Genomic DNA, 25,263 nt, shown 5'->3' with positions numbered 1-25,263 from the left:
TACATTGATAATTAAAAAATTTAAGTTAGTGGGTCTAATATTTTTGGTTTTATCTATTCTAGTTGCCTGCTCTGCAGAAAATTCTACTAGTGAGAAAAAGGATGGTGATGCAGCTAATGGGGAAAACGAGTTAGTTTATGCATCAGCCAAAGATATTAATGATATGAATCCGCATTTCTATACAGGTTCAATGCCGGCTCAAGGAATGGTCTATGAATCATTGATTGAAAATACGGAAGATGGGATCAAGCCTTTGCTTGCTGAATCCTGGGAAGTTTCAGAGGATGGAAAAGTGTACACGTTTCACTTAAGAAAAAATGTGAAATTCCATGATGGAGAGTCGTTTAACGCAGAGGCAGTGAAGAAAAATATTGAAGCTGTACAGAATAATGCAGAAAAGCATGCCTGGATTAAGTTATCTACAAAAATAAAAAGTGTAAATGTAATAGATGAGTATACTGTTGAATTAGTATTGTCAGAAGCATACTATCCAACTTTGGTTGAATTGTCTATGACCAGACCGTATGTATTCATATCACCCAAAGATTTTAAAAACGGGGAAACTAAAGATGGCGTAAGTGGTTTTAACGGTACAGGACCATATATGCTCACTAAACATAAAACCGATGAGTACGCCACTTTTAAAGCAAATGAAAACTACTGGGATGGCGCACCTGAAATTAAGAAAATTACGTCTAAAGTTCTTCCAGCTGGTGAAACGACATTCTTAGCCTTAAAAAAAGGGGAAGTAAACTTTGTTTTTACAGATGATCGCGGTGCTGACAGTCTTGCTGTCGAAGCAATGAATCAATTAGTTGAGTCAGGTGAATATCAACTTGTTAGAAGTGAACCAATGAATACGAAAATGATCGTAGCAAATAGCAGTAAAACTGATAATCCAATTAGTGAAACAGCAGTTCGTGAAGCTATCTGGGACTCGGTTGATCGAGAAACCATCACTGAGGATATTTTGAATGGTACTGAAACGGTAGCCCACACACTATTTTCTCCGAACGTCAATTATGCCGATGTTGATTTAAAGAAACGAGGTTATGATGTAGAAAAAGCGAAGGAGATTTTAGAAGAAGCTGGCTGGAAATTTGAGAATGGTGCTGAAGTTAGAACGAAAAATGGCAAGAAATTAGCCATGAAACTCTATTATGATAGCAATTCTTCTTCTCAAAAATACCAGGCTGAATTTATTCAAGCATCAGTAAAAAAGATTGGTATGCAGCTGGAGATTATCGGTGAGGAGTCAACTTCAATCGCTAATAGAAGGTCAACAGGGGACTATGATTTATTATTCAATCAAACCTGGGGTCTAGCGTATGACCCACAAAGTACAATCGCTGCTTTTACTTCTGAGGCTTCTTATTTGCATACGACCAAAGGCATCGGGCAAGCAGATGAACTTTACAAGAAAATTGAACAAGTTATGGTTTCAACAGATGAGGAAACCAGAAAATCATTGTACGCTGATATTTTGACGATTGTTCATAACGAAGCAGTTTTTATTCCTATATCAAATGGAAGTGTTACTGTAGTAGCCCAAAAAAATTTAAACGGAATATCTTTCAAGCAAACTCAATTTGAGCTGCCATTTGAGTTGATGAACTTTAAATAAAAATAAAAAGGGGAATTTCCCCCCTTTTTTTTATGAGGAAGTATAAACGTTAAATATTGATATTTTAATGGAAAGGAGATCTTCTATGGTAAGTTACATCATTAGCAGGATACTAATCTCTGTCCCTTTACTTTTAACCATTTCGTTTTTGACCTTTATCTTAATTAACCTTTCTCCTTTAGACCCAGCTGAAGTGGTATTACAAGCGCAAGGTGTTCCACAGATAACAGAAGAATTATTAAAACAAACAAAAGAAGAATTGGGGATGGATAAGCCATTTATCTTACGATATTTTGATTGGCTCATCTCCTGCTTACAGTTGGACTTTGGAGATTCATATATTAATGGGAAACCAGTGTGGTCATTAATAGGTCCGGCATTTTTAAATACGTTAAAGTTAACGTTAGTTTCATCTGTTGTCATTATCTTTATGTCTATACTATTAGGTGTTATTTGTGCGTTGAAGGAAGGGAAAATGATCGATAAATCGGTAAGAGGGGTTTCGTTTTTCCTAACAGCAATGCCGTCATACTGGTTGGCGTCCATTATGGTTTGGTATGTCTCGGTTAAATTGGATTTGTTACCAACAAGCGGAATGGATTCATATAAAAGTTATATTCTACCGGTTATTGTTATCACGATAAGTTATGCCGGTATCTATTTTAGAAATGTTAGAACTTCCATGTTAAACAATTTAAATGAGGATTATGTCCTGTATGGAAGGGCATCTGGGTTATCTGAAATGAAAATTACCATGCACATACTAAGAAATTCATTGCAAGTTGCCATTTCGATATTTGGTATGGCTATACCTATTATATTGGGAAGCACAGTCGTTATAGAAAACGTTTTTGCATGGCCAGGGTTAGGAACTCTAAGTGTTAAAGCAATTCTAAGCAGAGACTTTCCTATTATCCAGGCATACGTTCTTATATTAGCAGCAGCCTTTGTTTTGTTTAATACAATATCCGACATTATAAATGCTGCGATGAATCCTAAGCTAAGGAATGATCTTTAAATGAGAATATTGAAAAACTTAAGTAAAGATAAGTTAGCTACGATATCTTTAGTGATCATTGTTGTCACGATTATTGTTGGCATTTTCGCGCCATTATTTGCGCCATATGACCCTAATGAAGTCAATATGAGTCTTTCATATGCTTCACCTTCGTGGGAATACCTATTAGGTAATGACCATCTAGGGAGATGTATTTTGTCCAGAATCATATATGGAATTCGACCAAGTGTATTATGGGTTTTAGTTGTTCTATTTATATCTGTTTTAATTGGGGCTATTTTAGGTTTTCTAGCTGGCTATTTTAGAGGAAAAGTCGATGCGATAATTATGAAAATATGTGACACGATGCTTTCTTTTCCGGGATACGTTATGGCGCTAGCAGTTATTGGTATCTTAGGCGTAGGTCTTGAAAATATCCTAATTGCATTTGCTTTGATTAAATGGGCATGGTTTGCTCGAGTAATCAGAACGTCTGTTAGGCAGTATGCTGAATTAGATTATATCAAATTTGCCAAAGCATCTGGTATTAGTGGTATGAAAATAATTTGTAGGCACATTGTTCCAGTTACCTTTTCTGATATCTCAGTGATTTCAAGTGGATCTATTGGATCGATGATATTGCAAATTTCAGGGTTTTCATTCTTGGGTTTAGGAATTCAGGCTCCAAATGCCGAATGGGGGATGATGTTAAATGAAGCGAGGGAAGTTATGTTTACGAGACCAGAATTAATGTTAGCTCCCGGTTTAGCCATTGTTATTGTGGTATCGGCGTTTAATTTTTTATCTGATTCACTTCAAGTTACTCTAGACCCTAAATTAGTAAACTCTAAAAACATGCATAAAGAAAATTTACCACTTTCTAAGATAAAGGTTCAAGAAAAAGAGGTGGCTAATTAGATGATGAATATATTAGAAGTTAAAAACTTAAAGGTATGGGATGTTCATTCTGGTAAAAAGATTATTCAAGATAGTTCATTCCACTTAAAGGCCGGAAGCTGTCTTGCGATTGTAGGGGAAAGTGGAAGTGGCAAGTCTGTTACTTGTAGGGCGATCATGAGATTAAACAGGTCCTCTCTTCACCAAGCAGGGGATATTTTTTTAAAAGGAGAAAACATGAACCAACTTTCTAATAAAGAGATGAGAAAGAAAAGGGGAAGAAACCTTTGCATGATTCTACAAAATGGGATGAGTGCATTCGATCCCTCTTGTATGGTCGGTGTACATTTAAGGGAAACACTTGCTGAACATTTCAATTGGAGTAAAAACGAAATGGAAGTGAAAATGACAAATGCCATGGAAAGTGTCATGTTGAAAAACCCAACAGAAATTATGAACAAATATCCACATCAGTTATCTGGTGGAATGCTGCAACGAATTATGATTGCGCTGGCCATTGTCCTAGAGCCGGATATTATTATAGCTGATGAACCGACAACAGCACTTGATACCATCTCACAATTTGAAGTAGTTGAACAATTTATTAAGTTGCGAGAAAGAATGGGTTGTTCGATGATCTTTATTTCCCATGATTTAGGTGTTGTAAGAAAAATTGCGGATGAAGTTTTAGTGATGAAGGATGGAGAAATCATTGAAAGAGGAAATACTGAAAAGATTTTTACAGGAGCAAAACATGAATATACAAAATATTTAGTCTCCACTAGACTGGCTCTGAGCAATAATTTTAAAAGGATAATGGGGGGAGGAACTATAGTTGCTGAAAGTTGATAGAGTGGAGAAATCCTATAAAAAAGGTGGGTTGTTTTCCGCAGAAAGGCAGAATGTTTTAAAGAATGTTAGCCTTGAATGCAGAAGTGGGGAGTGTCTTGGTATTATCGGAGAAAGTGGGAGTGGTAAATCAACCTTAGGGCGCTTGATGCTGGGAATTGAAAAGCCTGATCGTGGAACAGTTTTGTTTAATGGTATGAATGTAGAAGACAGAAGAGTGAGACTAGGTAATATAAGTGCTGTTTTTCAAGACTACAAATCTTCCATTAATCCATTCTTTACTGTTGAAGAAGCAATCATGGAGCCATTGAAATTTCAGAACAAGAGTAGAAAAGAGAATAAAGACAAGATTGTTAATCTATTAAATCAGGTTGGATTACCTTCGTCTTTTCGAAACAAATATCCTCATGAGTTATCAGGGGGAGAGGTTCAGAGAGTATGTATTGCGAGAGCTATCTCAACAGAACCAAAATGTATTTTATTAGATGAAGCAATCAGCTCTTTAGATGTATCTGTTCAAACACAAGTACTTGAATTACTTAAGAAATTAAAAAGAGTCTACAACATTAGTTACGTTTTTATCACGCATGATATACAGGCTGCTGCCTATATTTGCGACAGAGTCATTATTTTTAGGGATGGTCAAATTGAAGAAGTAGTCGAAATTGAACACTTAAAGGACGTTAAATCTCTTTATGCAAGAAAATTATTACAGTCGTTGATAACGTTTTAACCAGCTACATAAAGTAACAGAATTAGTTACAGGTTTGGAGGAGAAAAAATCGTGAGTGGAGCTATGTCTTGGCCTTTTCTACGTTTGTATCTGTTGGTGCTTCTTTATTTTAGTGCCAATTCGATACTAAATGTTATTATCCCTTTACAAGGGGGAGCATTAGGGGCCACCAATACAACAATAGGTTTGATTATGGGGGCATATTTGTTTACAACCATGTTTTTTAGACCATGGGCAGGTCATATTATTCAAAAGTATGGGCCGATAAAAGTGTTGCGCATTATTCTTATTATCAATGGTTTTGCTTTAATCTTATATACGATAACTGGGATAGGTGGCTACCTAGTTGCTCGTATGTTACAAGGGGTGTCAACAGCTTTCTTTTCAATGGCATTACAGATAGGAATTATTGATGCACTTCCAGAGAAAGATCGTTCTCAGGGAATTTCACTTTATTCTTTATTTTCCTATATACCAGGTATTATTGGTCCTTTATTGGCATTAGGTATTTGGCAAGGAGGAATGGAATACTTTGCAATCGTGATGATAGCAATTGTCATTTTTACTGGGGTGTTTGGCTATAGTGCCAAAATGGATAAAGCCGAAGCCCAGCCTTTTACAAAAAATGCTAAGCAGGGTGTAAATATGTTTAATTCATTTGGTCAGTTAGTGAAAAATCCGCATTTATTTAAATGTAGTATTCTTATGTTAGTTGGTTCTATTGTATTTGGAGCAATTACTATCTTCATACCACTATATGCTGAACAGGTGAAAAACGGAAACGCTGGAATTTTTCTAATGTTAATGGCAGGGACCGTTGTTTTTTCTCGGTTTTCCTTAAGAAAAAAAATCCCTTCTGACGGAAAATGGAATTCATCTTTTATGATGGGAACAATGCTTCTTTTAGCAATGGGGGCACAATCTGTAAGCTATGCTATAAATGGTGGAGCTATCTTTTTCTATGCTGGTGCCATTTTAATGGGAATAGCTCAGGCACTCCTCTATCCAACATTAACAACATATTTAAGCTTTGTCTTACCTCAGATGAATCGCAATGTGTTACTTGGTTTATTTATTGCGATGGCAGATTTAGGAGTTTCCTTAGGTGGTGTGATTATGGGGCCGGTAGCAGATTTTTACTCATACTCAACTATGTATATGATTTGTGCTATTTTTGGTGTGGCGATGCTCTTTTTTGCTTATGATCGGCGAAAAATATTTGTCGGGTAATCATAAAGGAGGAGTCGTTCGAATGTATCATTTACGCTTTAAATAGTAATAGTTACGATTTATTTTGTTGAAATTTTACTAACGGACTTCTCTCCTTTTATGAGCAAAATATTACGTGAAGCAGTTCAATAACTTTTAAGCATAGGTGTATATAAAAAAAAGAGAATGCACAGCTATATGAGCTTTGTCTTAGTGATCTGGAAAGAGAATATAGGTTATTTGAAAGAGAAGAGGAAAAGGAATGAAAAAGAAAACATTTAAACAATTAGTGAGTGAAAATAAAAGCCATATTTTAAAGGATAAAACCTTCATAGAGAAGATCTACAAAAAAATTGAAGATAGACAATTAAAACCAATAAGTCAGAAAAACTTTGAGTTGAAATAAAGAAACAAGTTTAGATTTACTCTGTTTCTTTTTCGAAAAAAAGCCGATGGTTCCTTAGAGAGGAAAAATCGGCTTTTTTTATGTCGAAATTTGCTTAGCGTATGTTTTCCGCGTTTTGTTGGTGGGACCCCATGCCCATCAACTTAAGCATTCAGAATTACCCCAAAACGAAAAAATGAGCTTTTTTGCTACAAGTTAGCAAAAAATTTCGTTCTGGGGGTATTTACTTTTCTTAGCTTGATAGCCATATGTGTACTACCACGAATAGAACGGTACCTTTTATATATTTTCTTTCGTAATATTAACCCCATATTCCCTATAAAAATCTAAAATTGCAGATGCATTCACACCCAAATCTAATAGATTTTCCGGAAAGTAAATTTCAGAATCCGGAACCACAATATCAGATGTTTGTAAAATGTTCTCTGCTTGGACAGCTGCTCCTAAAGCAGTAAGATGTGTCTGTCCTAACGGATCTGATATGTTCACACATCGTCTATGCAATACACCAGTAGCATCATAACCTTTAAGATGAATAACTATGTTATGTGCACTTCCCCTTCCGGGTTTATAGAGAATATTTTTCCGTAAATCGGTAAATTTTTCTCCACTAATCATTTTCCAAATCCCTGTATTCACCAGAGAAACCAGTCCATATGTAGATATTTTACTATCAAAAGCAATACGAAAGTTAGTCGAAACAGCATGAATTGATTCTGGCAGGGTTACGTGATCGGGAGTATCCAAACGATAACATTTGGTTATATAACCGTTTGGAAAGCGGACTTTGATTGGATTAGTCATTGGATAAGCCTGTCGCATTCCCTCTCGAGCTTTGACTTCAAACGGAATAGTTAACCGGTCCATATACGCTGTTGAATTTGGTCCTGCTTTGTCTTGAAGAGAATATAGTGCGTTGATATCAACCGTAACCTCTTGAAGATCTTTTGAATAAATTTTAGAAAAAAGGGCTGCTGTCCCCCCCATCCACCCTGAAGCTAATACAACAGGGGATTGGACCTCAACATTTTTTAATCGATCAATAGAACTCTTAAAGCGTTCAGTCCAACGAGTAATGTCAACCAATGGAATTTTTTTTCGAACTGCAGATAGGAGTAGTCTATCTTGAGGGTCATTAACCGCATTAACAACTAATGTGAAATTATCATCCAAATTTCTTAAAGGATCATCTGTTGTGTTGTCTACCTTGACTATTTTTACTCTCTCTGATTCAAAAGGTAACGCTTTCCCTAAGGTTCTTCCTCCTAATCTAATTTCCAAATCAGGATGTCGATCATGTAAAATTCGAGCTATTTGACTACCAACAACTCCATACCCACCAACAATTAATACTGTTTTTTTATTCATCTGAAACCTCCATTTTAATTAGTGTGAGATTATAAGTTTAAATGATTAAAAACTTAAACCTTTTAACATATTATCGCTAAAAAAAGGGACAAAAGGTGTCCCTAAACTATAAATGAATACCTAGTTCTTACATTCATCTTCAACTAAAGAAACAAGTTCTTTTAAAAGATTTATTGTTTCATTAAATTCAAGACAATAATACATTTCAGTGCCTTTTTTCTGAACTTGAAGTAACCCTGATTGTTTCAATATTTTCAAATGATGAGATACAGTAGGTCTTGACATGGGAATATTCTCCGCAATTTGCGTCACATTCAAGCTATCTTTATCAATTAAAAGTGATACAATTTGCTGACGAGTTGGATCCCCCAACCCTTGAAAACATGGTCTTAAATTTTCTAAAATATGCATTACTTTATCATTACAGTTCATTTCGCTAACATTACCTTCCGTTTAAGAATTTAATCATTTAAACGTATTATAAATTACATTACTATCTAATGCAATAAAGGGGTACCACCACATGCCCATCAAGCTAAGTTTAAACAATACCTTCAAAAATGAAAAAACGCTATGCTTATCGTAAGAAGTTTACGAGAAAGGATGGTGTTTTTTTATGAATCCTATCGTCTCCAGTGAACTGACACTTTTTGCAAAAGAATTACAACGTTTTCTATCCCCAATAGTCCTACAAGAAACTGCCAAACAGGTGGGCTTTGTACAACGATCTAGTAAGTATCAAGCAAATGGACTTATCGCCCTGTGCGTTTGGCTCAGCCAAGAAGTCGCTAGTACATCACTTACGCAATTATGTAGTCGTTTGGAGGCTTCCATGGGTGTACTAATAAGCCCAGAAGGGCTGAATCAGCGCTTTAATCCAGCAGCTGTCGCATTCCTCCGAGAAGTCTTTACTTCACTCCTAACACAAAATCTCTGTTTAAATCATTCGCTTTCTTCACACATGATTTCTGCTTTCGAACGTATTCGGATTTTAGATGCGACTGTATTTCAGCTACCTGATTCCTTCGCCACAAATTATCAAGGCTCTGGAGGGAGTAGTCATACTGCAGGGGTGAAAATCCAATTGGAATACGATTTATTAAGTGGCCAATTTTTAAACGTACAGTTAGGACCAGGAAAAAACAATGATAAAACATACGGTACAATCTGCCTTGAAACTGTAGAGAAAGGCGATTTATGTTTACGTGATCTTGGTTACTTTGATTTAGGAGACTTACAAGCCATTCATGATAAAGAGGCTTATTATATTTCTCGGTTGAAGTTAAATACACGTATTTATATCAAGAACCCTGATCCAGAATTTTTCAACAATGGCACGTTAAAAAAACAAACCGAATACATCCAGCTTGATATGACACAAATGATGTCCCGTCTAACCTCTGGTGAAACACTGGAAATCACTGAAGCATACATTGGTCAAAATCAGAAGCTTCCAGCACGTGTCATTATCCATCGTTTAACCGATGATCAAACGCAAACACGCCTAAAAAACCAAGCGATTCGAGAAAAGAAGAAAGGCATTGTCATGAAGGAGAAAAGTAAGCACTTGATGGGTATGAATGTCTACATAACGAATACATCACCAGAAGAAGTTCCCACTGACTATGTTCATTCCCTCTATTCCCTGCGTTGGCAAATCGAAATTTTGTTTAAAACATGGAAGTCATTCTTTGAAATCGATGAATGCAAAACAATCAAAAAAGAACGCCTTGAGTGCCATTTATATGGCCAACTCATTGGCATTCTCCTCTGTTCTTCTACCATGTTTCAAATGCGACAGTTACTTCTTGAAAAGAAAAAGAAGGAATTGAGTGAATACAAAGCAATTTATATGATTAAAGATTACTTCCCGTTACTGTTTCAAGCGATGGCAGTTGGCACAGAAGAACTTTTGAACATTCTGCATCGCCTTTATCAGTTGCTCAAAAAGAATGGTCGTAAATGTCATCGTTATAAGAAGATGACTGTCTTGGATATTCTTGGAGTTGTATATGAAAAAACGGTGAAGGATAGACAAGCTGCCTAGCAAAAAAATAGCATTTTAATAGGCTTTTTTGTCATGTCAACTTTTTCATTACTCGTTTGTTTTAAAACAATGATCAACCCGTATCTTGTAATTTATGTTGTTAGCTTGATGGGTATGGGGTAGCGTCAGGAAAATGCGGATTTACAACGTTAAGCAAATTTTCCTGACGCTTAGCCTGGTTTTAACAACGTTAAGAAAGTTTTAAGGGTCTTAAAGAATCTAACGAGACCATTTTCTCCGGACTAAAATGGTATTCCCCTAGTAAATTAATATGCTCCCAGCCTAAAGGGGACATATGGTGCAACAAGTCCTCTTTAAAATCCCCTAAACCTTTTTGGTATTCCATTGCTTTTGTCAGATGCAGCGTATTCCAAACACTAATGGCATTGATAATTATGTTTAATGCGGTAGCTCTTTGTAGTTGGTGCTGTATCGTTCGCTCCCGAAGCTCCCCTTGTTTCCCAAAGAAAATAGCTCTTGCGAGACCATTCATTGCTTCTCCTTTATTTAAGCCTTTTTGAATCTTTCTTCTCAAAGATTCACTAGCAAGGTAATTGAGAATAAAAATAGTTTTTTCGATTTTTCCCATTTCACGTAAAGCTGTGGCTAAACTGTTTTGCCTAGAGTAAGAACCTAGTTTTCCCATAATAAGTGATGCTGAGACAGTTCCCTCTCTTATAGAATGAGCTAATCGTAAAACATCCTCATAATTTTCTTTTATAATCTTTATATTTATTTGGCCACGTAAAATAGACTCTAATTCTGGATACTCGCTTGCCTTTTCTAATGTAAACAGCTTTGAATCTGACAAATCCCTTATTCTGGGTGCAAACTTAAAGCCTAAAAGGTGAGTTAATCCAAAAATTTGATCAGTATAACCAGCTGTATCTGTGAAATGCTCTTCTATATTTAAGTCGGTTTCATGATGCAATAATCCATCTAGGACATGAATTGCATCCCTTGAATTGGTATGAATAATTTTTGTGTAATACGATGAGAACTGGTCGCTGGTAAATCGATAGATTGTTGTACCTTTTCCTGAGCCATAATGCGGATTTGCGTCTGAGTGTAAAGATGAAACGCCTACCTGCATTCTCATTCCATCTGACGAAGATGTTGTACCGTCACCCCAATAGGAAGATAAGTCTAGCTTGTGATGAAAGTTTACTAATACAGCTTGCGCTTTGCTCATGGCATCTTCATGCATTCTCCATTGAGATACATTGGCAAGTTGTTTATATGTAAGATCAGGCGTTGCTTCAGCCATCTTACTTAACCCAATATTCAATCCCATTCCTAATAGGGCAGCCATGATGATTACCGTTTCTTCTTTATCAGGTTTACGATTATTTGAGGCGTGAGTAAATTGTTCATGAAATCCAGTTAAATGAGCAACATCCATGAGTAAATCGGTTAATTTTATCCTAGGAAGCATCTGATAAAGGCAAGCACTAAATTTTCTGGCTTCCTCTGGAATGTCCCTCTCCAACCGTGCAATTGATTGCTTCCCTTTCTCAAGCGAAACTCCCTCTAGATTATTCCAATTGTTAGATAGCCATTTTAGTCTTTCATTAAGGATATTGGCTTTTGCAGGCGGTTGAGATTATACGTGGAATGAACGATTCTGGAAAGCGAAAAGTCCCTGCAGCAGCACCTGTAGATTTTGTTTCAAATCGTTGGAAAAAGCATTTGTATGAAGAAGACGGTACAATCAATCGGCACTATTATGAAATGGCGGTTTTAACGGAATTGAGAGAGCATGTTCGGGCTGGTGATGTGTCTATCTCTGGCAGTAGACAATATAGAGATTTTGAGGAATATTTGTTTTCACAAGAAACGTGGAACCAAGACAAAGACCGTACACGATTATCAGTTAGCTTATCTTTCGAAGACTACCTCCAAGAAAGGGTGGTTCGTTTGACTTTGTTGAATGAAAATCAAGAACCTTCATATAGTGTCGGTGTATACTTTCGAAGGGAATAAAAGCGCTTTTGGAGTAGATCCAGATAATCATAATCCCCTGGTCTGGCTAGTTCTTGAGCTTCTTCTACTGAGGTGACAAAGGAATTCCATTCAATAACGGACTCTAAAACCTCAAAGGCATCTAGTCCTTCCGTTTTCGCTTTTATTAATGCTTGTCCTATGCTAGAAAAGTGTATGACTTTTTCATTTACCTTTTTACCGTTTCTTTTCTGAATTTCTTCTTGAGCTTTTCGTCCTTTTGACAGCAGACTAAGTATTTGTCTATCATGTATTTCAAAAGCTTTATCGGTTAACTCTTCAGTAAGCTGCAATAAATATACGATTAGAATTGTATAACGCTTGTTTTCTTGAAAGTCACGGAAAGCATAAGGTTCATATCTTGAACCTAAGCGAGAAAACTGTAAAAAGCGATTCCGGTGTAAATGATTAATTTTAACGCTTCTTAGTTCCATTCCTCTAATATATTCAAGTCTTTCTATTACTTTTAAAAATGTTTCAGGAGAAGGGTGACCTGGTGCTTCCTTTAGCCAACCCAATATTGTTTTATTGTTTTCAGATCGATGCGGAGATGTAATGATTTCTTCAAGCTTCTCCTTCTGGTCATTAGTTAGAGATTGACTGACGGTATTAAATATCTTCTTTTCGGCCAATGCCCTAGCTTCCCATACCATCCTTTCAAGTGTTGTAATAGCAGGCAGTATAACTCTATTCTTTCTCAAAAAATCTATGCTCTCGTGTAGTAAATGAAGGGCATCACCATTTTCTAATGCTAATTGATAAAGGTGTTTAAATGTCATTCGATATTCTTTTAGAGTAAATGTTATAAAACCATACTCGTTCCGAATCTCTTTCAAGTGATCCCACAATGTATTTTCTCTTTGAGGATAAAGACTAAGTGAAGAAGGGTCTGCATTAATTTGATTTGCTATGTATCGCATAAACGAATCAGGCAGGTTTTTAATATGTGTATATGACCAGCCTGGATATCGAAGAACAGCCAATTGCACTGCGAATCCTAATCTATTTTCTTCTCTGCGCCTCTTATTAATAACTGCCAATTCTTGATTAGAAAATGTGTAGTAGGTTCCTTCTATCAACTCATCTTCCGGAATCTCCATAAGAAGCTTCCTTTGATCTGTTGTAAGTAATTCTCTTCCTCTTGCAATTTTCAAATTGTATCTCCTCATTTCTTTAACTATTCAGTTTATCAGTCTACTATACTTGTATCAATAGAGTGTACTCTATTGATACAAGTATAGTAGACTGATAAAATCGTAGTTAAGAGTGTCTCATAAGACTTGTCTCAAAAATGAGGTGATATTTTGCGGAAAATCGGTTATATACGTGTCAGTTCGACTAGCCAAAATCCATCAAGGCAATTTCAGCAATTGAACGAAATTGGAATGGATATTATTTTTGAAGAAAAAGTTTCTGGAGCAACAAAGGATCGTGAGCAACTTCAAAAAATGTTAGAGGATTTACAGGAGAGTGACATTATTTATGTTACAGACTTAACTCGGATCACTCGAAGTACGCAGGATTTATTTGAATTGATTGATTACATACGGGATAAAAAGGCCAATTTAAAATCATTAAAAGATACTTGGTTAGATTTATCAGAAGATAATCCATACAGCCAATTCTTAATTACGATAATGGCTGGTGTTAACCAATTAGAACGAGATCTTATTCGTATGCGTCAACGTGAAGGGATTGATCTGGCCAAGAAAGAAGGAAAATTTAAAGGCCGATTAAAGAAATATCATAAAAATCATGCTGGAATGAATTATGCGGTGAAGCTATATAAAGAAGGAAATATGACTGTAAATCAAATTTGTGAAATTACAAATGTGTCTAGGGCCTCATTATATAGAAAGCTATCAGAAGGGAACAGTTGATGGGTTATACTAAAAATCGGAAAAATATAGTAGAAAATAAATTCCATATAGAGGTGGAATTATATGCCTAAAATTGACAATATACTAGCAATTCTATGGATGCTTAGTTCAGGTGAAAAAATTACTGCAAAACAAATTTCAGAAAAGTTAGAGATGAATATAAGGACTGTGTATCGTTATATTGATACACTTTCAACAAGTGGCGTACCTATAATTTCAGAACCAGGACATAACGGTGGATACACTTTATTGAACAGTTTTATTGAAGCTCCTCTTTTTTTTGATTTTGAAGAGCAAACCTCACTTTATCATGCTGCTGTTTTTGCAGAAGAAGCCGGATATTATGGTGGTGAAGTACTAATTAGGGCTATTTCAAAGCTAAGCAAATATTCAAATCAAGAGCAGGAAACAAAGATAAACCAACATTTAACCAGTCTTGAAGTAATAAGTCGATTAAGTTCCCTTTCCATGGAACCTTTCTTGAGGGAGTTGGAGAAGGCCGTAGCTGACGGATACACTGTAAAAATTCAATACTATAAAAGTGGCGAAGAGAAATCAAAGTATAGATTGGTTGATCCGTACAGAATTATTTATTGGAATAATAAGTGGTATGTGATTGGATTTTGTCATCTTAGGAATGATATCCGAAGTTTTAGAGTAGATCGAATTGAAAGTCTAATGCTAATCGAAAATAAGTTTAACCGGCCAGAAAACTTTTCAGCACGTGACTTTTTTATGATAAACCTCCTTCCAACTATAGAAGATAAGGAAGGGATTATTTCTTTAGTTATTAATGGAAATACAAGGGCGTTGGATGATATTTGCCAACATTGGTTTTTAGGACATTATTTACAAGAACGGACTTCAAATCAAGCAGTATTTCTTCTTGAAAAAGGTATGATACATACATATGTACCTTATTTACTTTTACCGTACGGTAAATCTATTCAAGTTATTGAGCCAATAAGTCTTAAGAAAAGACTTGTTGAAGTTCTGTCGGAATTAATAAAATTTTATCAAATATGATAACTTCCCTGACGTTAGCTGTCAGGGAAGTTATTTTATAATAGGCTATATCAATTGTGATTGGAGTGTTATTGGATGCAAACAAAAAAAGTTTATCTTTATGTATTTAATACAATGTCAGACTGGGAATATGGACATTTAATTGCTGAACTAAACTCAGGAAGATATTTCAAAAAGGATTTAGCACCTTTAAAAGTAATTACAGTGGGAGCTAATAAAGGAATTATTACTACCATGGGAGGACTGAGCATAAAACCAGATATTTCCCTTGATGAATGTACTCTTGAGAGTAAAGATCTTTTAATTTTACCAGGAGGGACTACTTGGAGAGAAGATATTCATCAACCTATCTTGGAAAGAATTGGCCAAGCTTTAAAGCTTGGCACTATTGTTGCTGCAATTTGTGGTGCAACTGAGGGCCTCGCGAATATGGGATACCTAGATTCTAGAAAGCATACAAGTAATAACTTAGAGTATATTAATATGGTATGTCCTAATTATAAAGGAGAAAAGTTTTATGAGTTGGGACCTGCGGTATCTGATGCGAATTTAGTTACTGCATCAGGAGTAGCTCCTCTGGAATTTGCGATGGAAGTACTGAAAAAAATAGATGTATTTACACCAGATACATTACATTCATGGTATAACCTAAATAAGACTCATAAACCTGAATACTTCTTCCAGTTAATGAATTCAATAAATAAATGAAGTAACTGAAAAGCTCAATTTCTCTATTTTGATTTGCAGAGAAGTTGGGCTTTTTAATTTGTTTCCTTATCGTTGTAAATCCGCATTTTCCTGACGCTACCCCTATAATATAAGATTTACTTAGTATTATGTAGGTTAGCTTTTACTTTGCAAATAAGTGGTTTCCTATTCTAATTACTGTTTCCCTAGTAAAAATCCATTCATCAGATGCCAAGAGGGGATTATAATAATAAACAGAACCATGCGTAGGGTCCCAGCCTTTTAAAGCATCAATGACTGCTCGATAAGAATAGCTGTTAGGGGTCAAATAATATTGACCATCATGTACAGCTGTAAAAGCATTCGTCTGGAAAATAACATCGTAAGTATTTTTAGGAAAACCTGGCGTTGACATCCGATTCATAATAACAGCAGCTACAGCTACTTTTCCTTCATAAGATTCACCGCGAGCTTCTCCATGAACAACCCTTGCCATCATTTCTATACTATTTAATTTTTGTTGCGTTTGGAATCCAAAGACTCCATCTGGGAATAGTCTAGTATCTAGCTGAAATTGTCTAACTGCATTATCTGTAATAGAACCATAATACCCTGTAGGATTACTGGTAAAGTAACCCATTTTCTTTAAATTCTCTTGCAAGTCATAAACTGCTTGTCCTTGACTTCCTTTGTGTAAAACTTCTTGAGCAAAGGTTGAATTTGGTATAAAAAACATGAAACAAATAAAAACAACAAACAAAATTTTTACATTTAACCTCAAGATACCACATCCTTCGAGTTTTTTTTCTAAAATTTCACTTTATCATACAAGCAAAGTATATTTCTCATAAAATAGTTCTATTTTTAACTAGTCTAATTTTCCCTAAAAAAGTTATTCCATTAAAGGGCGCGATTGCTGTATAAGGTAATCGCTCTCTACATAATGAAAAATTGGGTAGGATTATTGAATAAGGGAGCTATTGGATTTAGAGAAAAACTTAAAAAGGGGAAGTAAGATGAAGACCGTTGTTAAGGCTAATATTGAAGATTTGGACAAAATAGTGAATATAGACAGTGAGGTTATTGGCAACACAAGCAGACGAGACTATATTGAGAATGCCATTGAGCTAGGACACTGTATAATTGCGAAAGAAGAAGAGAACATTGTGGGATTTTTAATTTACGATACTAACTTCTTTGAATGTTCTTTTATATCACTAATTATTGTGTCACCGTCCAAAAGACGAAAAGGATATGCAAGCTTACTGATGGATTATATGATTAGTACATCTCCTACTACGAAGGTATTTTCTTCTACTAATCGTTCTAACATAAATATGCAGAAAGTATTTAATACAAATGGATTTATTCAGAGTGGTATAGTTGAAAATTTAGATGAAGGAGATACTGAAATCATATACTTTAAATCAAAGTAGTAGTTATTCAAGATTAGGGGGCAAAAGAGGAAGATCATTATTAATGTCTTTTATGATTATCTTGAATTCGAGTCTTCCACATAAGGGCGCTTTAATGGAATAAGGATCACAAAAATGATCAAACATTTTTATAAAAGAATAATTTAATTGAATATATTAAGAGCATGTTTTGATCAATCTTTTTTCAAAACACGCTTTTTCTATTTGCTCTTTTATTAAGGTTTATAGAGTTAATTTAATCAAACTTTATTTCAAGTCTACAGTAATCCCGGTTATCTTGGATTTCCTGTCTTGTTGCTGCAAGTAAAAAAACTCGTTTAATATGAGTTTATTGTAGAAGAAAGTTTTTATTTGTCGTTGGCGCCAAAATTAGTGGTAAAAACTGGTAATATAGTCTGGGTTTAAAATGTGTATTTCGAATCTTAAAGAAAAAAATAAATTCAATTATATTTATAAGGTATTTAATTTATGAATAGGGAGTGATTAAATCGAAAACGCTTTACAGTCTCGTGATTGCTGTTTCTTTTAGCTTATTGGCGATTTTCTCTTTTTCTAATGTATCTATTGCGGCCGAAAACAAACAGGATTATACGATTAAATCGTTCCACTATTTAACTGTGGATGGAAAAGATGTGGATTCCCAGGTCGAAGTGAATAACAAATCCAACAAAGACATAAAAGTAACCATGGTTCTGCCTAAACAGAATAAAAAGGGCGATTGGTTGGCGTATGGATTTACGAGTAGGGAAACTTTGCAGGCATTTATCGAAAAAGATAAACAAAGACTTCAAAACAAAGTCGAGATCATGGGTAGTGGTCCTTGTTGTACCGATTTCTATGAGTATAAATATAAAGGTGGGCAGTATATTTATTGGAGAGACGGGTTTACAAACTTGTCTTCCAGCTGGAATGACAGAATTTCCTCTTTAAGTACTGCGTCACCTTCTTATAGCTATTCGACGACGCTGTGGGAGCATACTTCATATCAAGGGTATGGCAGAGGAGTCCTCTTTAGACATTCCGATTGGTATGGTAAAACTGCTAATATGGCTTCGGATTGGGACAACAAGGCTTCGGCGATCGAAATCAAGTAACGGGAGATTTCGTTTTCTGCTCCGGAAGAAGTTGTCGATTTAAAATAAAGTCTGATAATTTGTAAAAAGTTCGATAATTTATAATAAAGTTTGATTAAAATTCCTGTATTGATATGCAGGAATTTTTTGTTCCGCAATCGGGCCAGATTCTGAAGTAAGAAAGGAAATTAGATAGTGCATCTTGAATTTGTAAGTTACTCCATTAAAGGGCAGTTTAACGGAGTAAGCGGATTCTGAAGTTCTTCTACATAAGGGCCAGATTCTTGAATAACAAAAGCAAGCATTACATCGATTTTTTTACATATAATTCCATGTTAACATTTAAAAATAGGGAGGAAATATGTGTAATGATTAATGAAAAATTACAAAAGGATGTCATTGTTGTTGGTGGAGGACCAGCGGGTATGATGCTGGGCTTATTGCTGGCTAAGGTTGGTGTTCAAGTAATCGTCTTAGAGAGCCACGATAATTTTGATCGTGAATACCGTGGAGAAGTGCTTCAGCCTCGTTTTATTCAATTGCTTAATCAATTGAAATTACGCGAGTATATCGAACAATTGCCTCATTCTAAGCTAAAGAAAGGTGCTTTTTATCATTATGATAAAAAGAAAGGTGACTTTGATTTTACTTCCATGATTGCAGAAGCACCTTATGCTCTCTGGATTCCTCAGCCTATTTTACTTCAAGCACTGTACAAAAAAGCAAAGGAATATCCAACGTTTGATATGATGTTTCATGCCCCGGTAAAAAAACTGCTCGAGAAGGATGGAACAGTAACAGGAGTGGTTGTTGATGGGGAAAATAAAGAGCTGCTTGAAATTCAGGCGAAAATAGTAGTCGGAGCTGATGGACGGTTTTCCACGATTCGTCGTTTAGGTGGTTTTGAATTAGAATATCAACATTATCCTGGTGATCTAATCTGGTTCAGTGTAAAACGGCCTTCTCATTGGGGAGAAGAATTACGATTTAAAATCACAGAGGGACACAGCTATATAACACTGCCGAAATACCCTAATTTACTTCAAGTAGGCATTGCTTTACCACGGGGTGAATGGAAAGAAACACAGCGTCAAGGGATAGATTATTTTCGTCAGGAAATTATGCATGCTAACAAAGGATTTGATGAATTTGCTGAATCTTTGGTTGACTTTAAACCATTCGTACCACTTCAAGCTAAGAATCATATGGTTAAAACGTGGGCAAAGAATGGCTGCTTGCTGATCGGTGATGCTGCTCATTGTTCATCTCCTGTAGGAGCAATAGGAGTTTCTTTAGCAGTAACGACAGCAGTTGTGGCGGCTGATGTTATTTGGGATGCGCTTCAAAAATGTGATGTCTCAGCTAAAGTTCTCTGTAGAGTCCAAGAAATTCGAAGTGAGGAGATTGAGGAAATTCACCAAATTCAAGAGCGAATGGGAAATTTGTTTTTTACTTCGTCAAAATTTGTGAAAGGGATCCGACCATACATCGTATCTGCTGCTTTCAAGACTCCCCTTTTTTCGATGATCCAGAAGAAGCTATTTGTCATGAAAAATCCTATAGCCATTAATCCTGAATTTGTATTCGATAAATAACAAGATGACGATCATCTTTGTTTATTGTAAAAACGGCTCTTTGTTCTTTATGGCTGTTCGGGGTTCACGTCAGGTGGCGGGTTCCATCTGTGGGTGTCGATGATGTTCCATAGAAAAAAAGTTCTTTACTGGAACAGGCAGTTGTTCTTAAATAAACGGGCCAGATTGCGGAAGATCGTTTCAAAGATCTTATTAAAGAAAAGCCAACTTAGTTCAGGAACGAAGCAGTGATCGATAAATAGTAAAAAACAGCTGGCTTAGATAAAATTGGCCAGTTGTTTTTTGTGTCTGATTGATAGAGCGAGAACTGTGATTTGCATGGAGTCTTCTATTGTAAATGTCGTAGTTTATCGGGATTAGCAACCGAGTAGATCGTCTGAATTCGATTGCCGTTAAAGGCAAAGGAGTATACATATTGTAGGTGATCATCGGTTGTTAATATCAGTCCTGGAAGCCCGTTGACTGTAGTAAATGTGATGGTGAACTTTCCTGCATACATTTTCAATAAGTTTTGAAGCAATTGGATTACTCTGGTAGCACCGAAAATAGGTAATTGGGCAGCTTTTACTTTTCCGCCCCCATCTGAGTACATCGTGACATCTTCGCTGACAAGTTCTAATAATTGATTTACGTTTCCATTTAAGATGGACTGTACAAACTCTTTTACTTTTGATTCCACGATTGAGATCGAAGGCTGCTTATCAGGGTCAAAATCCATACTTTTTTTCGTACGGTGAAAAATTTGCCGACAGTTAGCATTGCTTTTGCCAAGAATTTCAGCTATTTCATCATAGGAATATTGGAAAACTTCACGAAGCAAAAAGACGGCTCGTTCAATCGCATTTAGTTGTTGTAATAATAGCAAATATGCAGTAGAGATTGATTCTTGTTGCAAAAAATCTTTTGAAGGATCGTTTGGTGGATTCTCTATTTCAAGCAATGGTTCTGGAAGCCACGGTCCAACATATACCTCACGTTTTTTTGCGGATGACCGTATCAAATCAAGACAACGGTTGGTTACAATTTTACTTAGATACGCTTTTTTGTTTTCAATATTTTCACGGTTAGGGAGCTGATCAAAGGTAATAAACGCTTCTTGGACAATATCCTCTGAATCCATCACGCTGCCTAACATGCGATAGGCTAAGGAAAAAAGCAAAGGTTGATAGGTTTGATAGAGCGATTCAATATTCATAATTTGATATCCTCTCTAGAGTTTAATAGATGTGAAACTGCACGTTTAGCGCTGGCTACGGATGCATCCACGAGTAACTCCCCGTACGAGACCCAATCACCGGCTACATATAGTCCCTCAATTTCAGGAATAGCAGGGCCTGGATCCTCAATTCGTTTCATATGAGGAAAATCGTGGACAACCGTCATTTTCGGCAGATACTGTCTGGTAACCAATTCATTCCGCCAACCGGGCTGAACAACATCTAACACTTGCTCCAACTGTTCCTCATCCTGCTCTGCATCTGTTTGTGGACCCTGATATTTAAAAAGCGATATCACTTGTGTCCCATCGTCACTCAGGATTGCTGCACGTGGTTTTCCATCCCGTGATTGGTTCGTAAATAAAATTGGTTGATCTAACCCATAGATAAATTGGTGCTTTGGCTTAGGAAGCCGGTGTAATCCAACATCTAGACAGGCAATGGTAACAGCGATCGCTTGCTTTTTCCATGTGTCGAGTGCTGTTTGATCCGCATGGGGGACTAGTTTATGAGAAATGGAAGGAGGTGTAGTCAGTATAACATTCGATGCTTCTATTTTAGTGCCATCCACACATAAAATCGAGTGTACTTTTTGATCTTGATGTTCAACTGCAACCACTTTACAACCGGTAACCAGCTCCACTCCTTGTTGGACAGCAAGTTCACGTAGTTCTTCTACGAGTGTCCCCCAGCCTTTATCGAGATACAAGACTCCTTTTAGTGAACGCTGCAGCTGCTTTAAGGCAGGACCAGCAGCGTGTAATTCAGGTGCAAGCACATAAGTAGATGTTCGGAGAAGTGCATAGAACACGTTGCGCAGCATTGGATCATGTAATTGAGATTCAATCCAATCGCGTATACTGATCTGATTCCAGATACTTGTGTCCATTTTTCCGAATTTGATGAACCATTTTGCAAATTCAAGCTTTCCTCTCCGACTTAGGATCGGAGTTTGAATGAAGGAAGATACGTTCATTGGCAAGGTTAATAATTGATTTTTCCACATCCCGTAAGCATCAACAGAAGGAGTGCTTCCCTCTATACGTAATCCGAGTTCACGAAATGTTTCATGCGCCTCTCCTTTATAAAGTGCATGCCCGCCCAAATTAAAATACACACCCTGCTTTTTGTTGGTGATGGCTCTGCCTCCCAACTGCTTTTGTTGTTCCAGTACAATGGTTCGTTTCCCTGCTTTTGCTGCATAGATCGCAGCCGTTAAACCCGCAATCCCTCCACCTACAATAGCCACTTCATATTTTGTCATCGTCATCATCCTTTTCGATTGTTTACTAATATAACGGATGAGTGAATGATTATGTGACAAAATGGAGGAGAAAGTTCAAATCGGGCGCATTAATTAAACAAACAGCTAAAAGGATCTTCCTGTGGAAAATCCTTTTTAATATGTCTTTAATATCTGAATATGTTAAATAAACATAATTAGGAATACGATAATCCTATTCCTCAAACCGGAGCAAAAACAGAAGATCGTGATGTTATGCATTAATATTATCTTGATATCGGGTCTTCAAGAAAAGGGCGCTTTTCTTTAATAATACAACATTATTGATCTTCAGCAATCGGGGGCTTATCTTGAAAAAGGCAAGCCTCTTTTGCTTACAATTAGTTATTGTCATTTTGAAATGATTGGTATCAAGAGAAAGCAGAGGTCAGGTTAAGTGCACAGTAAAGGGGATGTGTCATTATTATAAATAATTTTAAAATTATTGAAGTATCAAAAGATAAAGTCGGTAACTTCATTAAAATGGAAGTTCAACTTTCAGACGGAACATCCGTCATTCGATGGGTATAGATGATTTAACCTATAAGGGAATTAAAGAGCAAATTTTAGGGAATTATTTTGATTCACTTGAAGTTAACTACCATTACGAAATTGTTCCCTATGCAATTACCTATCAAGAAAAAACCAATAGCAAGCCTATTTATAAAGGAGTACTTAGATGCATACAAGGGAATCGAAAGGGAAGGATCGAGTTCCTTTGTTCTGAGAGATTTGCTGGGAATATGGAATGGTTCAGGAGAGAGGTTCAAAAGGTAGATGATATAAGGCATTTATTTTGGGAAAACTTCATATAAACAAATTGTTCTTCTTCAACAATCGGGGGCGATTGTTTAACAAAGTGTCGCCTCTTTTTATTGAAGTAAAGGGAGCTTAAACTGTAAAAAGATAAGCTTTTTTTACTCTTAAAGCTTGAGTTAATATATATGAATTGAAATAATTGGTAGTATTCTAACGTGGAGGATTAATCAAAATGGAATTAATTACAGGCAAAGTAATTTTGATTTCTATTTTTCTTTTGATAATAACAATCATTGAAACATTAGCTTACTCAACCAGAATATCCGGAGCTAGAGTAAAGCTTATAGCGACAGCATTATCTTTGTTCAGCACAATGGTTATATTATCGAGATTTTCTACAATGATCCAGCAGCCTTTAACGGCCAAGCTCATTGCAGAGGCACCAGATACAAACAAATTAATTTTTATTGAAGAACAGTACCGTGTACTTATTGGTGTAACATCTTTAGGTGTATTAGTAGGAATTCTGCTATTCCCCACATTTATCTCAATCTTCTCAAGAGCAATCATTCAACTTTCAAAAGAAAGAGGCTCAATTGTGTCTCTGCTAATTAAGCATTTTAATTTAACTGGATTTAAAAAGGTTTATAAATGTATTAGACTACCTAAAATCTCCTATCTTAATGGAATTACTTTAAGCACCATTCCAAAGCGTCTTTTTATTATCAATGTTATAATATCTGCGGTTTTTACAATAGGTGTACTATCCTCTATATATGCTTCAATGTTAGTCCCGAAAGATTATGCCCAAGCTGCTTTAATGTCTTCAGGCATTATTAACGGTATTGCCACCATTTTATTGACTTTATTCATAGATCCAAAAGCATCGGTTCTAGCTGATAGAGTGGTTAAAAATGAGAGTAAATACATTTTTCTAAAAAGTTATTCATTAACTATGATAAGCTCAAAATTCGTGGGTACATTACTGGCACAACTTATCTTTATCCCTGCTGCATATTATGTTGCTTGGTTTGCTAAATGGATATAACAAGACTTATTCAACAATCGGGGGCGATTGCAGCACAACGTGATCGCTTTTTCTTATTGAGGAATGGGCAGCATTCCTGTAATGAAGAAAAATGAGGTTTGAACAAAAAAATAACCTCTTGGTATGATATGAGTGTCCTGAAGCTGGGCAGCGAAAAGGACAAATCATATATACCAGGAAGCCTTCAAAATGAATTATAACCAAAATGAAAAGATTGCTCAAATTACTTCTGAAACACTGATTATAGGTGTAGATATTGCGAAGTACAAGCATGTAGCTCGTGCTCAAGACTTTAGAGGCCTAGAGTTTGGTGCACCTTGTCACTTTGAAAATACCAAATCACATTTTGATCTTTTTTTAGGCTGGATAAAACATTTGATGAAACAACAAGGCATGAATAAGGTGATTATTGGAATGGAGCCGACAGGTCATTATTGGCTCAACCTCGCTCATTTTCTGAAAGAAGAGGAGATTAAGTTTGTCGTTGTAAATCCTATGCATGTGAAGAAATCTAAAGAATTAGATGATAACTCTCCAACCAAAAATGATGTGAAGGACGCTAAAGTCATAGCACAGCTAGTCAAAGATGGAAGATATGCCGAACCTAATATTCCACAAGGAGTTTATGCAGAACTTCGTGTGGCAAGGAAAAATTCGCGATCTCTTATTTGTTGACTTACAAGCTGTGCAGGGGCAAATTCATAACTGGTTAGATCGATATTTCCCTGAATTCTTAACAGTGTTTAAAGATTGGGAAGGAAAAGCATCACTACAATTATTAAAGTTAAATGTATTACCACATGAGTTAGAGATAGTCTCGGAACAAGAGATCCTCATTCATCTCAGAAAAGCTGTAAAACGTGCGGTTGGACTCAGTAAAATTCAAGAACTTAAACGAGTAGCCAAAGACTCTATTGGTATTCGTGAAGGTTCAAGGATGGCTAAATTAGAGCTTCGCACTTTACTAGACAAGTATGAATTAATAAATGAAAAGTTCGAAGAACTAGAATCTGATATTGATGGACTCCTTGAACGGATACCAGGTGTTCAACAAATGTTGGCCATCACAGGAATCGGCAAGGACACTGTAGCTGGCTTCTTTTCAGAAGTAGGGAAGGGGTATTTTGTT

General features: G+C 36.1%; 20 protein-coding genes and 5 pseudogenes. 18 read left to right on the top strand and 7 right to left on the bottom strand.

Annotated elements, in window-relative coordinates; translation table 11 throughout:
* Positions 1-7: 7 nt before the first annotated feature.
* The 8 genes and pseudogenes from nikA (at position 8) to LIT25_15820 (ending at position 6,715) form a co-directional block, all read left to right on the top strand.
* Complete coding sequence (gene nikA, locus LIT25_15855; GenBank protein USK36305.1) at positions 8-1,624, top strand: nickel ABC transporter substrate-binding protein; 1,617 nt, start codon at positions 8-10, stop codon at positions 1,622-1,624.
* Positions 1,625-1,709: 85 nt separating this feature from the next.
* Complete coding sequence (locus tag LIT25_15850; protein ID USK32088.1) at positions 1,710-2,642, top strand: ABC transporter permease; 933 nt, start codon at positions 1,710-1,712, stop codon at positions 2,640-2,642.
* Positions 2,643-3,539: an ABC transporter permease subunit gene (locus LIT25_15845; GenBank protein USK32087.1), complete on the top strand. Its 897-nt coding sequence runs from the start codon at positions 2,643-2,645 to the stop codon at positions 3,537-3,539.
* A 3-nt stretch (positions 3,540-3,542) separates the two neighbouring features.
* Positions 3,543-4,367, top strand: a complete 825-nt coding sequence (locus tag LIT25_15840) for an ABC transporter ATP-binding protein (GenBank protein ID USK36304.1) — start codon at positions 3,543-3,545, stop codon at positions 4,365-4,367.
* Positions 4,354-5,100, top strand: a complete 747-nt coding sequence (locus LIT25_15835) for an ABC transporter ATP-binding protein (protein ID USK32086.1) — start codon at positions 4,354-4,356, stop codon at positions 5,098-5,100. The genes LIT25_15840 and LIT25_15835 overlap by 14 nt, the downstream gene beginning before the upstream one ends.
* A gap of 51 nt (positions 5,101-5,151) precedes the next feature.
* A complete protein-coding gene (locus tag LIT25_15830) occupies positions 5,152-6,330 on the top strand; it encodes an MFS transporter (GenBank protein USK32085.1) in 1,179 nt (392 codons plus the stop codon).
* Positions 6,331-6,488: 158 nt separating this feature from the next.
* Positions 6,489-6,575: pseudogene (gene fbpA, locus LIT25_15825) on the top strand (Fur-regulated basic protein FbpA).
* Positions 6,572-6,715, top strand: coding sequence for an FbpB family small basic protein (locus tag LIT25_15820; GenBank protein USK32084.1), 144 nt, complete (start codon positions 6,572-6,574; stop codon positions 6,713-6,715). Before fbpA ends, LIT25_15820 begins: the two are co-directional and overlap by 4 nt.
* A gap of 279 nt (positions 6,716-6,994) precedes the next feature.
* Here LIT25_15820 and LIT25_15815 read toward each other — a convergent pair whose 3' ends face one another.
* Both LIT25_15815 and LIT25_15810 read right to left on the bottom strand, forming a co-directional pair.
* On the bottom strand, positions 6,995-8,083 hold the full coding sequence (locus tag LIT25_15815; protein ID USK32083.1) for a saccharopine dehydrogenase: 1,089 nt from the start codon (positions 8,081-8,083) through the stop codon (positions 6,995-6,997).
* A gap of 120 nt (positions 8,084-8,203) precedes the next feature.
* The gene (locus LIT25_15810) at positions 8,204-8,515 is read right to left on the bottom strand and encodes a metalloregulator ArsR/SmtB family transcription factor (protein USK32082.1); all 312 of its coding nucleotides are present in this window, start codon (positions 8,513-8,515) and stop codon (positions 8,204-8,206) included.
* 184 nt (positions 8,516-8,699) lie between these two features.
* Here LIT25_15810 and LIT25_15805 point away from each other — a divergent pair, with 184 nt between their 5' ends.
* The gene (locus LIT25_15805) at positions 8,700-10,130 is read left to right on the top strand and encodes an IS4 family transposase (GenBank protein ID USK32081.1); all 1,431 of its coding nucleotides are present in this window, start codon (positions 8,700-8,702) and stop codon (positions 10,128-10,130) included.
* Between the two features lie 190 nt (positions 10,131-10,320).
* Here LIT25_15805 and LIT25_15800 read toward each other — a convergent pair.
* A pseudogene (locus LIT25_15800) lies at positions 10,321-11,718 on the bottom strand (Tn3 family transposase).
* On the opposite strand from LIT25_15800, the pseudogene LIT25_15795 reads away from it, so the two are divergent.
* Positions 11,715-12,038: pseudogene (locus tag LIT25_15795) on the top strand (Tn3 family transposase). The pseudogenes LIT25_15800 and LIT25_15795 sit on opposite strands and share 4 nt — an antisense overlap.
* Position 12,039: 1 nt before the next feature.
* On the opposite strand, the pseudogene LIT25_15790 reads toward LIT25_15795, so the two are convergent.
* Positions 12,040-13,285: pseudogene (locus tag LIT25_15790) on the bottom strand (DUF4158 domain-containing protein).
* A gap of 150 nt (positions 13,286-13,435) precedes the next feature.
* Here LIT25_15790 and LIT25_15785 point away from each other — a divergent pair.
* From LIT25_15785 to LIT25_15775, 3 genes are all read left to right on the top strand, one after another.
* The gene (locus LIT25_15785; protein ID USK32080.1) at positions 13,436-14,011 is read left to right on the top strand and encodes a recombinase family protein; all 576 of its coding nucleotides are present in this window, start codon (positions 13,436-13,438) and stop codon (positions 14,009-14,011) included.
* A gap of 63 nt (positions 14,012-14,074) precedes the next feature.
* Complete coding sequence (locus tag LIT25_15780) at positions 14,075-15,037, top strand: YafY family transcriptional regulator (GenBank protein USK32079.1); 963 nt, start codon at positions 14,075-14,077, stop codon at positions 15,035-15,037.
* A gap of 75 nt (positions 15,038-15,112) precedes the next feature.
* Positions 15,113-15,745, top strand: coding sequence for a glutamine amidotransferase (locus LIT25_15775; GenBank protein ID USK32078.1), 633 nt, complete (start codon positions 15,113-15,115; stop codon positions 15,743-15,745).
* Positions 15,746-15,887: 142 nt separating this feature from the next.
* On the opposite strand, the gene LIT25_15770 is transcribed toward LIT25_15775, so the two are convergent.
* Entirely contained in the window at positions 15,888-16,505 is a 618-nt protein-coding gene (locus tag LIT25_15770; protein ID USK32077.1) for a cell wall hydrolase, read from the bottom strand.
* 235 nt (positions 16,506-16,740) lie between these two features.
* On the opposite strand from LIT25_15770, the gene LIT25_15765 reads away from it, so the two are divergent.
* From LIT25_15765 to LIT25_15755, 3 genes are all read left to right on the top strand, one after another.
* Positions 16,741-17,160 (top strand): GNAT family N-acetyltransferase, encoded by a 420-nt coding sequence (locus LIT25_15765; protein USK32076.1) that lies wholly within the window; start codon positions 16,741-16,743, stop codon positions 17,158-17,160.
* Between the two features lie 533 nt (positions 17,161-17,693).
* Positions 17,694-18,254 carry a hypothetical protein gene (locus LIT25_15760; protein ID USK36303.1) on the top strand — a complete coding sequence of 187 codons (561 nt, stop codon included), beginning with the start codon at positions 17,694-17,696 and terminating at the stop codon, positions 18,252-18,254.
* A gap of 347 nt (positions 18,255-18,601) precedes the next feature.
* A complete protein-coding gene (locus LIT25_15755) occupies positions 18,602-19,828 on the top strand; it encodes an FAD-dependent monooxygenase (GenBank protein ID USK32075.1) in 1,227 nt (408 codons plus the stop codon).
* Between the two features lie 328 nt (positions 19,829-20,156).
* Here LIT25_15755 and LIT25_15750 read toward each other — a convergent pair whose 3' ends face one another.
* Positions 20,157-21,023: an RNA polymerase sigma-70 factor gene (locus tag LIT25_15750; protein USK32074.1), complete on the bottom strand. Its 867-nt coding sequence runs from the start codon at positions 21,021-21,023 to the stop codon at positions 20,157-20,159.
* Positions 21,020-22,369 (bottom strand): FAD-dependent oxidoreductase, encoded by a 1,350-nt coding sequence (locus tag LIT25_15745; protein USK32073.1) that lies wholly within the window; start codon positions 22,367-22,369, stop codon positions 21,020-21,022. Before LIT25_15745 ends, LIT25_15750 begins: the two co-directional genes overlap by 4 nt.
* A gap of 949 nt (positions 22,370-23,318) precedes the next feature.
* Here LIT25_15745 and LIT25_15740 point away from each other — a divergent pair.
* Both LIT25_15740 and LIT25_15735 read left to right on the top strand, forming a co-directional pair.
* Entirely contained in the window at positions 23,319-24,134 is an 816-nt protein-coding gene (locus LIT25_15740) for a lipid II flippase Amj family protein (protein USK32072.1), read from the top strand.
* A 189-nt stretch (positions 24,135-24,323) separates the two neighbouring features.
* Positions 24,324-25,248, top strand: a pseudogene (locus LIT25_15735) (transposase).
* Positions 25,249-25,263: the final 15 nt, after the last annotated feature.

The organism is Bacillus sp. F19 (assembly GCA_023823795.1).
GTDB lineage: Bacteria > Bacillota > Bacilli > Bacillales > Bacillaceae > Bacillus_P.
This window is presented reverse-complemented; position numbering and strand designations above follow the sequence as displayed.

Bases quoted from the DNA above. Each gene is read 5' to 3' on its own strand.
- LIT25_15850 (USK32088.1), top strand. From the start codon at position 1,710: ATGGTAAGTTACATCATTAGCAGGATACTAATCTCTGTCCCTTTACTT.
- LIT25_15845 (USK32087.1), top strand. From the start codon at position 2,643: ATGAGAATATTGAAAAACTTAAGTAAAGATAAGTTAGCTACGATATCT.
- LIT25_15840 (USK36304.1), top strand. From the start codon at position 3,543: ATGAATATATTAGAAGTTAAAAACTTAAAGGTATGGGATGTTCATTCT.
- LIT25_15820 (USK32084.1), top strand. From the start codon at position 6,572: ATGAAAAAGAAAACATTTAAACAATTAGTGAGTGAAAATAAAAGCCAT.
- LIT25_15815 (USK32083.1), bottom strand. From the start codon at position 8,083: ATGAATAAAAAAACAGTATTAATTGTTGGTGGGTATGGAGTTGTTGGT.
- LIT25_15810 (USK32082.1), bottom strand. From the start codon at position 8,515: ATGAACTGTAATGATAAAGTAATGCATATTTTAGAAAATTTAAGACCA.
- LIT25_15805 (USK32081.1), top strand. From the start codon at position 8,700: ATGAATCCTATCGTCTCCAGTGAACTGACACTTTTTGCAAAAGAATTA.
- LIT25_15780 (USK32079.1), top strand. From the start codon at position 14,075: ATGCCTAAAATTGACAATATACTAGCAATTCTATGGATGCTTAGTTCA.
- LIT25_15775 (USK32078.1), top strand. From the start codon at position 15,113: ATGCAAACAAAAAAAGTTTATCTTTATGTATTTAATACAATGTCAGAC.
- LIT25_15765 (USK32076.1), top strand. From the start codon at position 16,741: ATGAAGACCGTTGTTAAGGCTAATATTGAAGATTTGGACAAAATAGTG.
- LIT25_15755 (USK32075.1), top strand. From the start codon at position 18,602: ATGATTAATGAAAAATTACAAAAGGATGTCATTGTTGTTGGTGGAGGA.
- LIT25_15750 (USK32074.1), bottom strand. From the start codon at position 21,023: ATGAATATTGAATCGCTCTATCAAACCTATCAACCTTTGCTTTTTTCC.
- LIT25_15740 (USK32072.1), top strand. From the start codon at position 23,319: ATGGAATTAATTACAGGCAAAGTAATTTTGATTTCTATTTTTCTTTTG.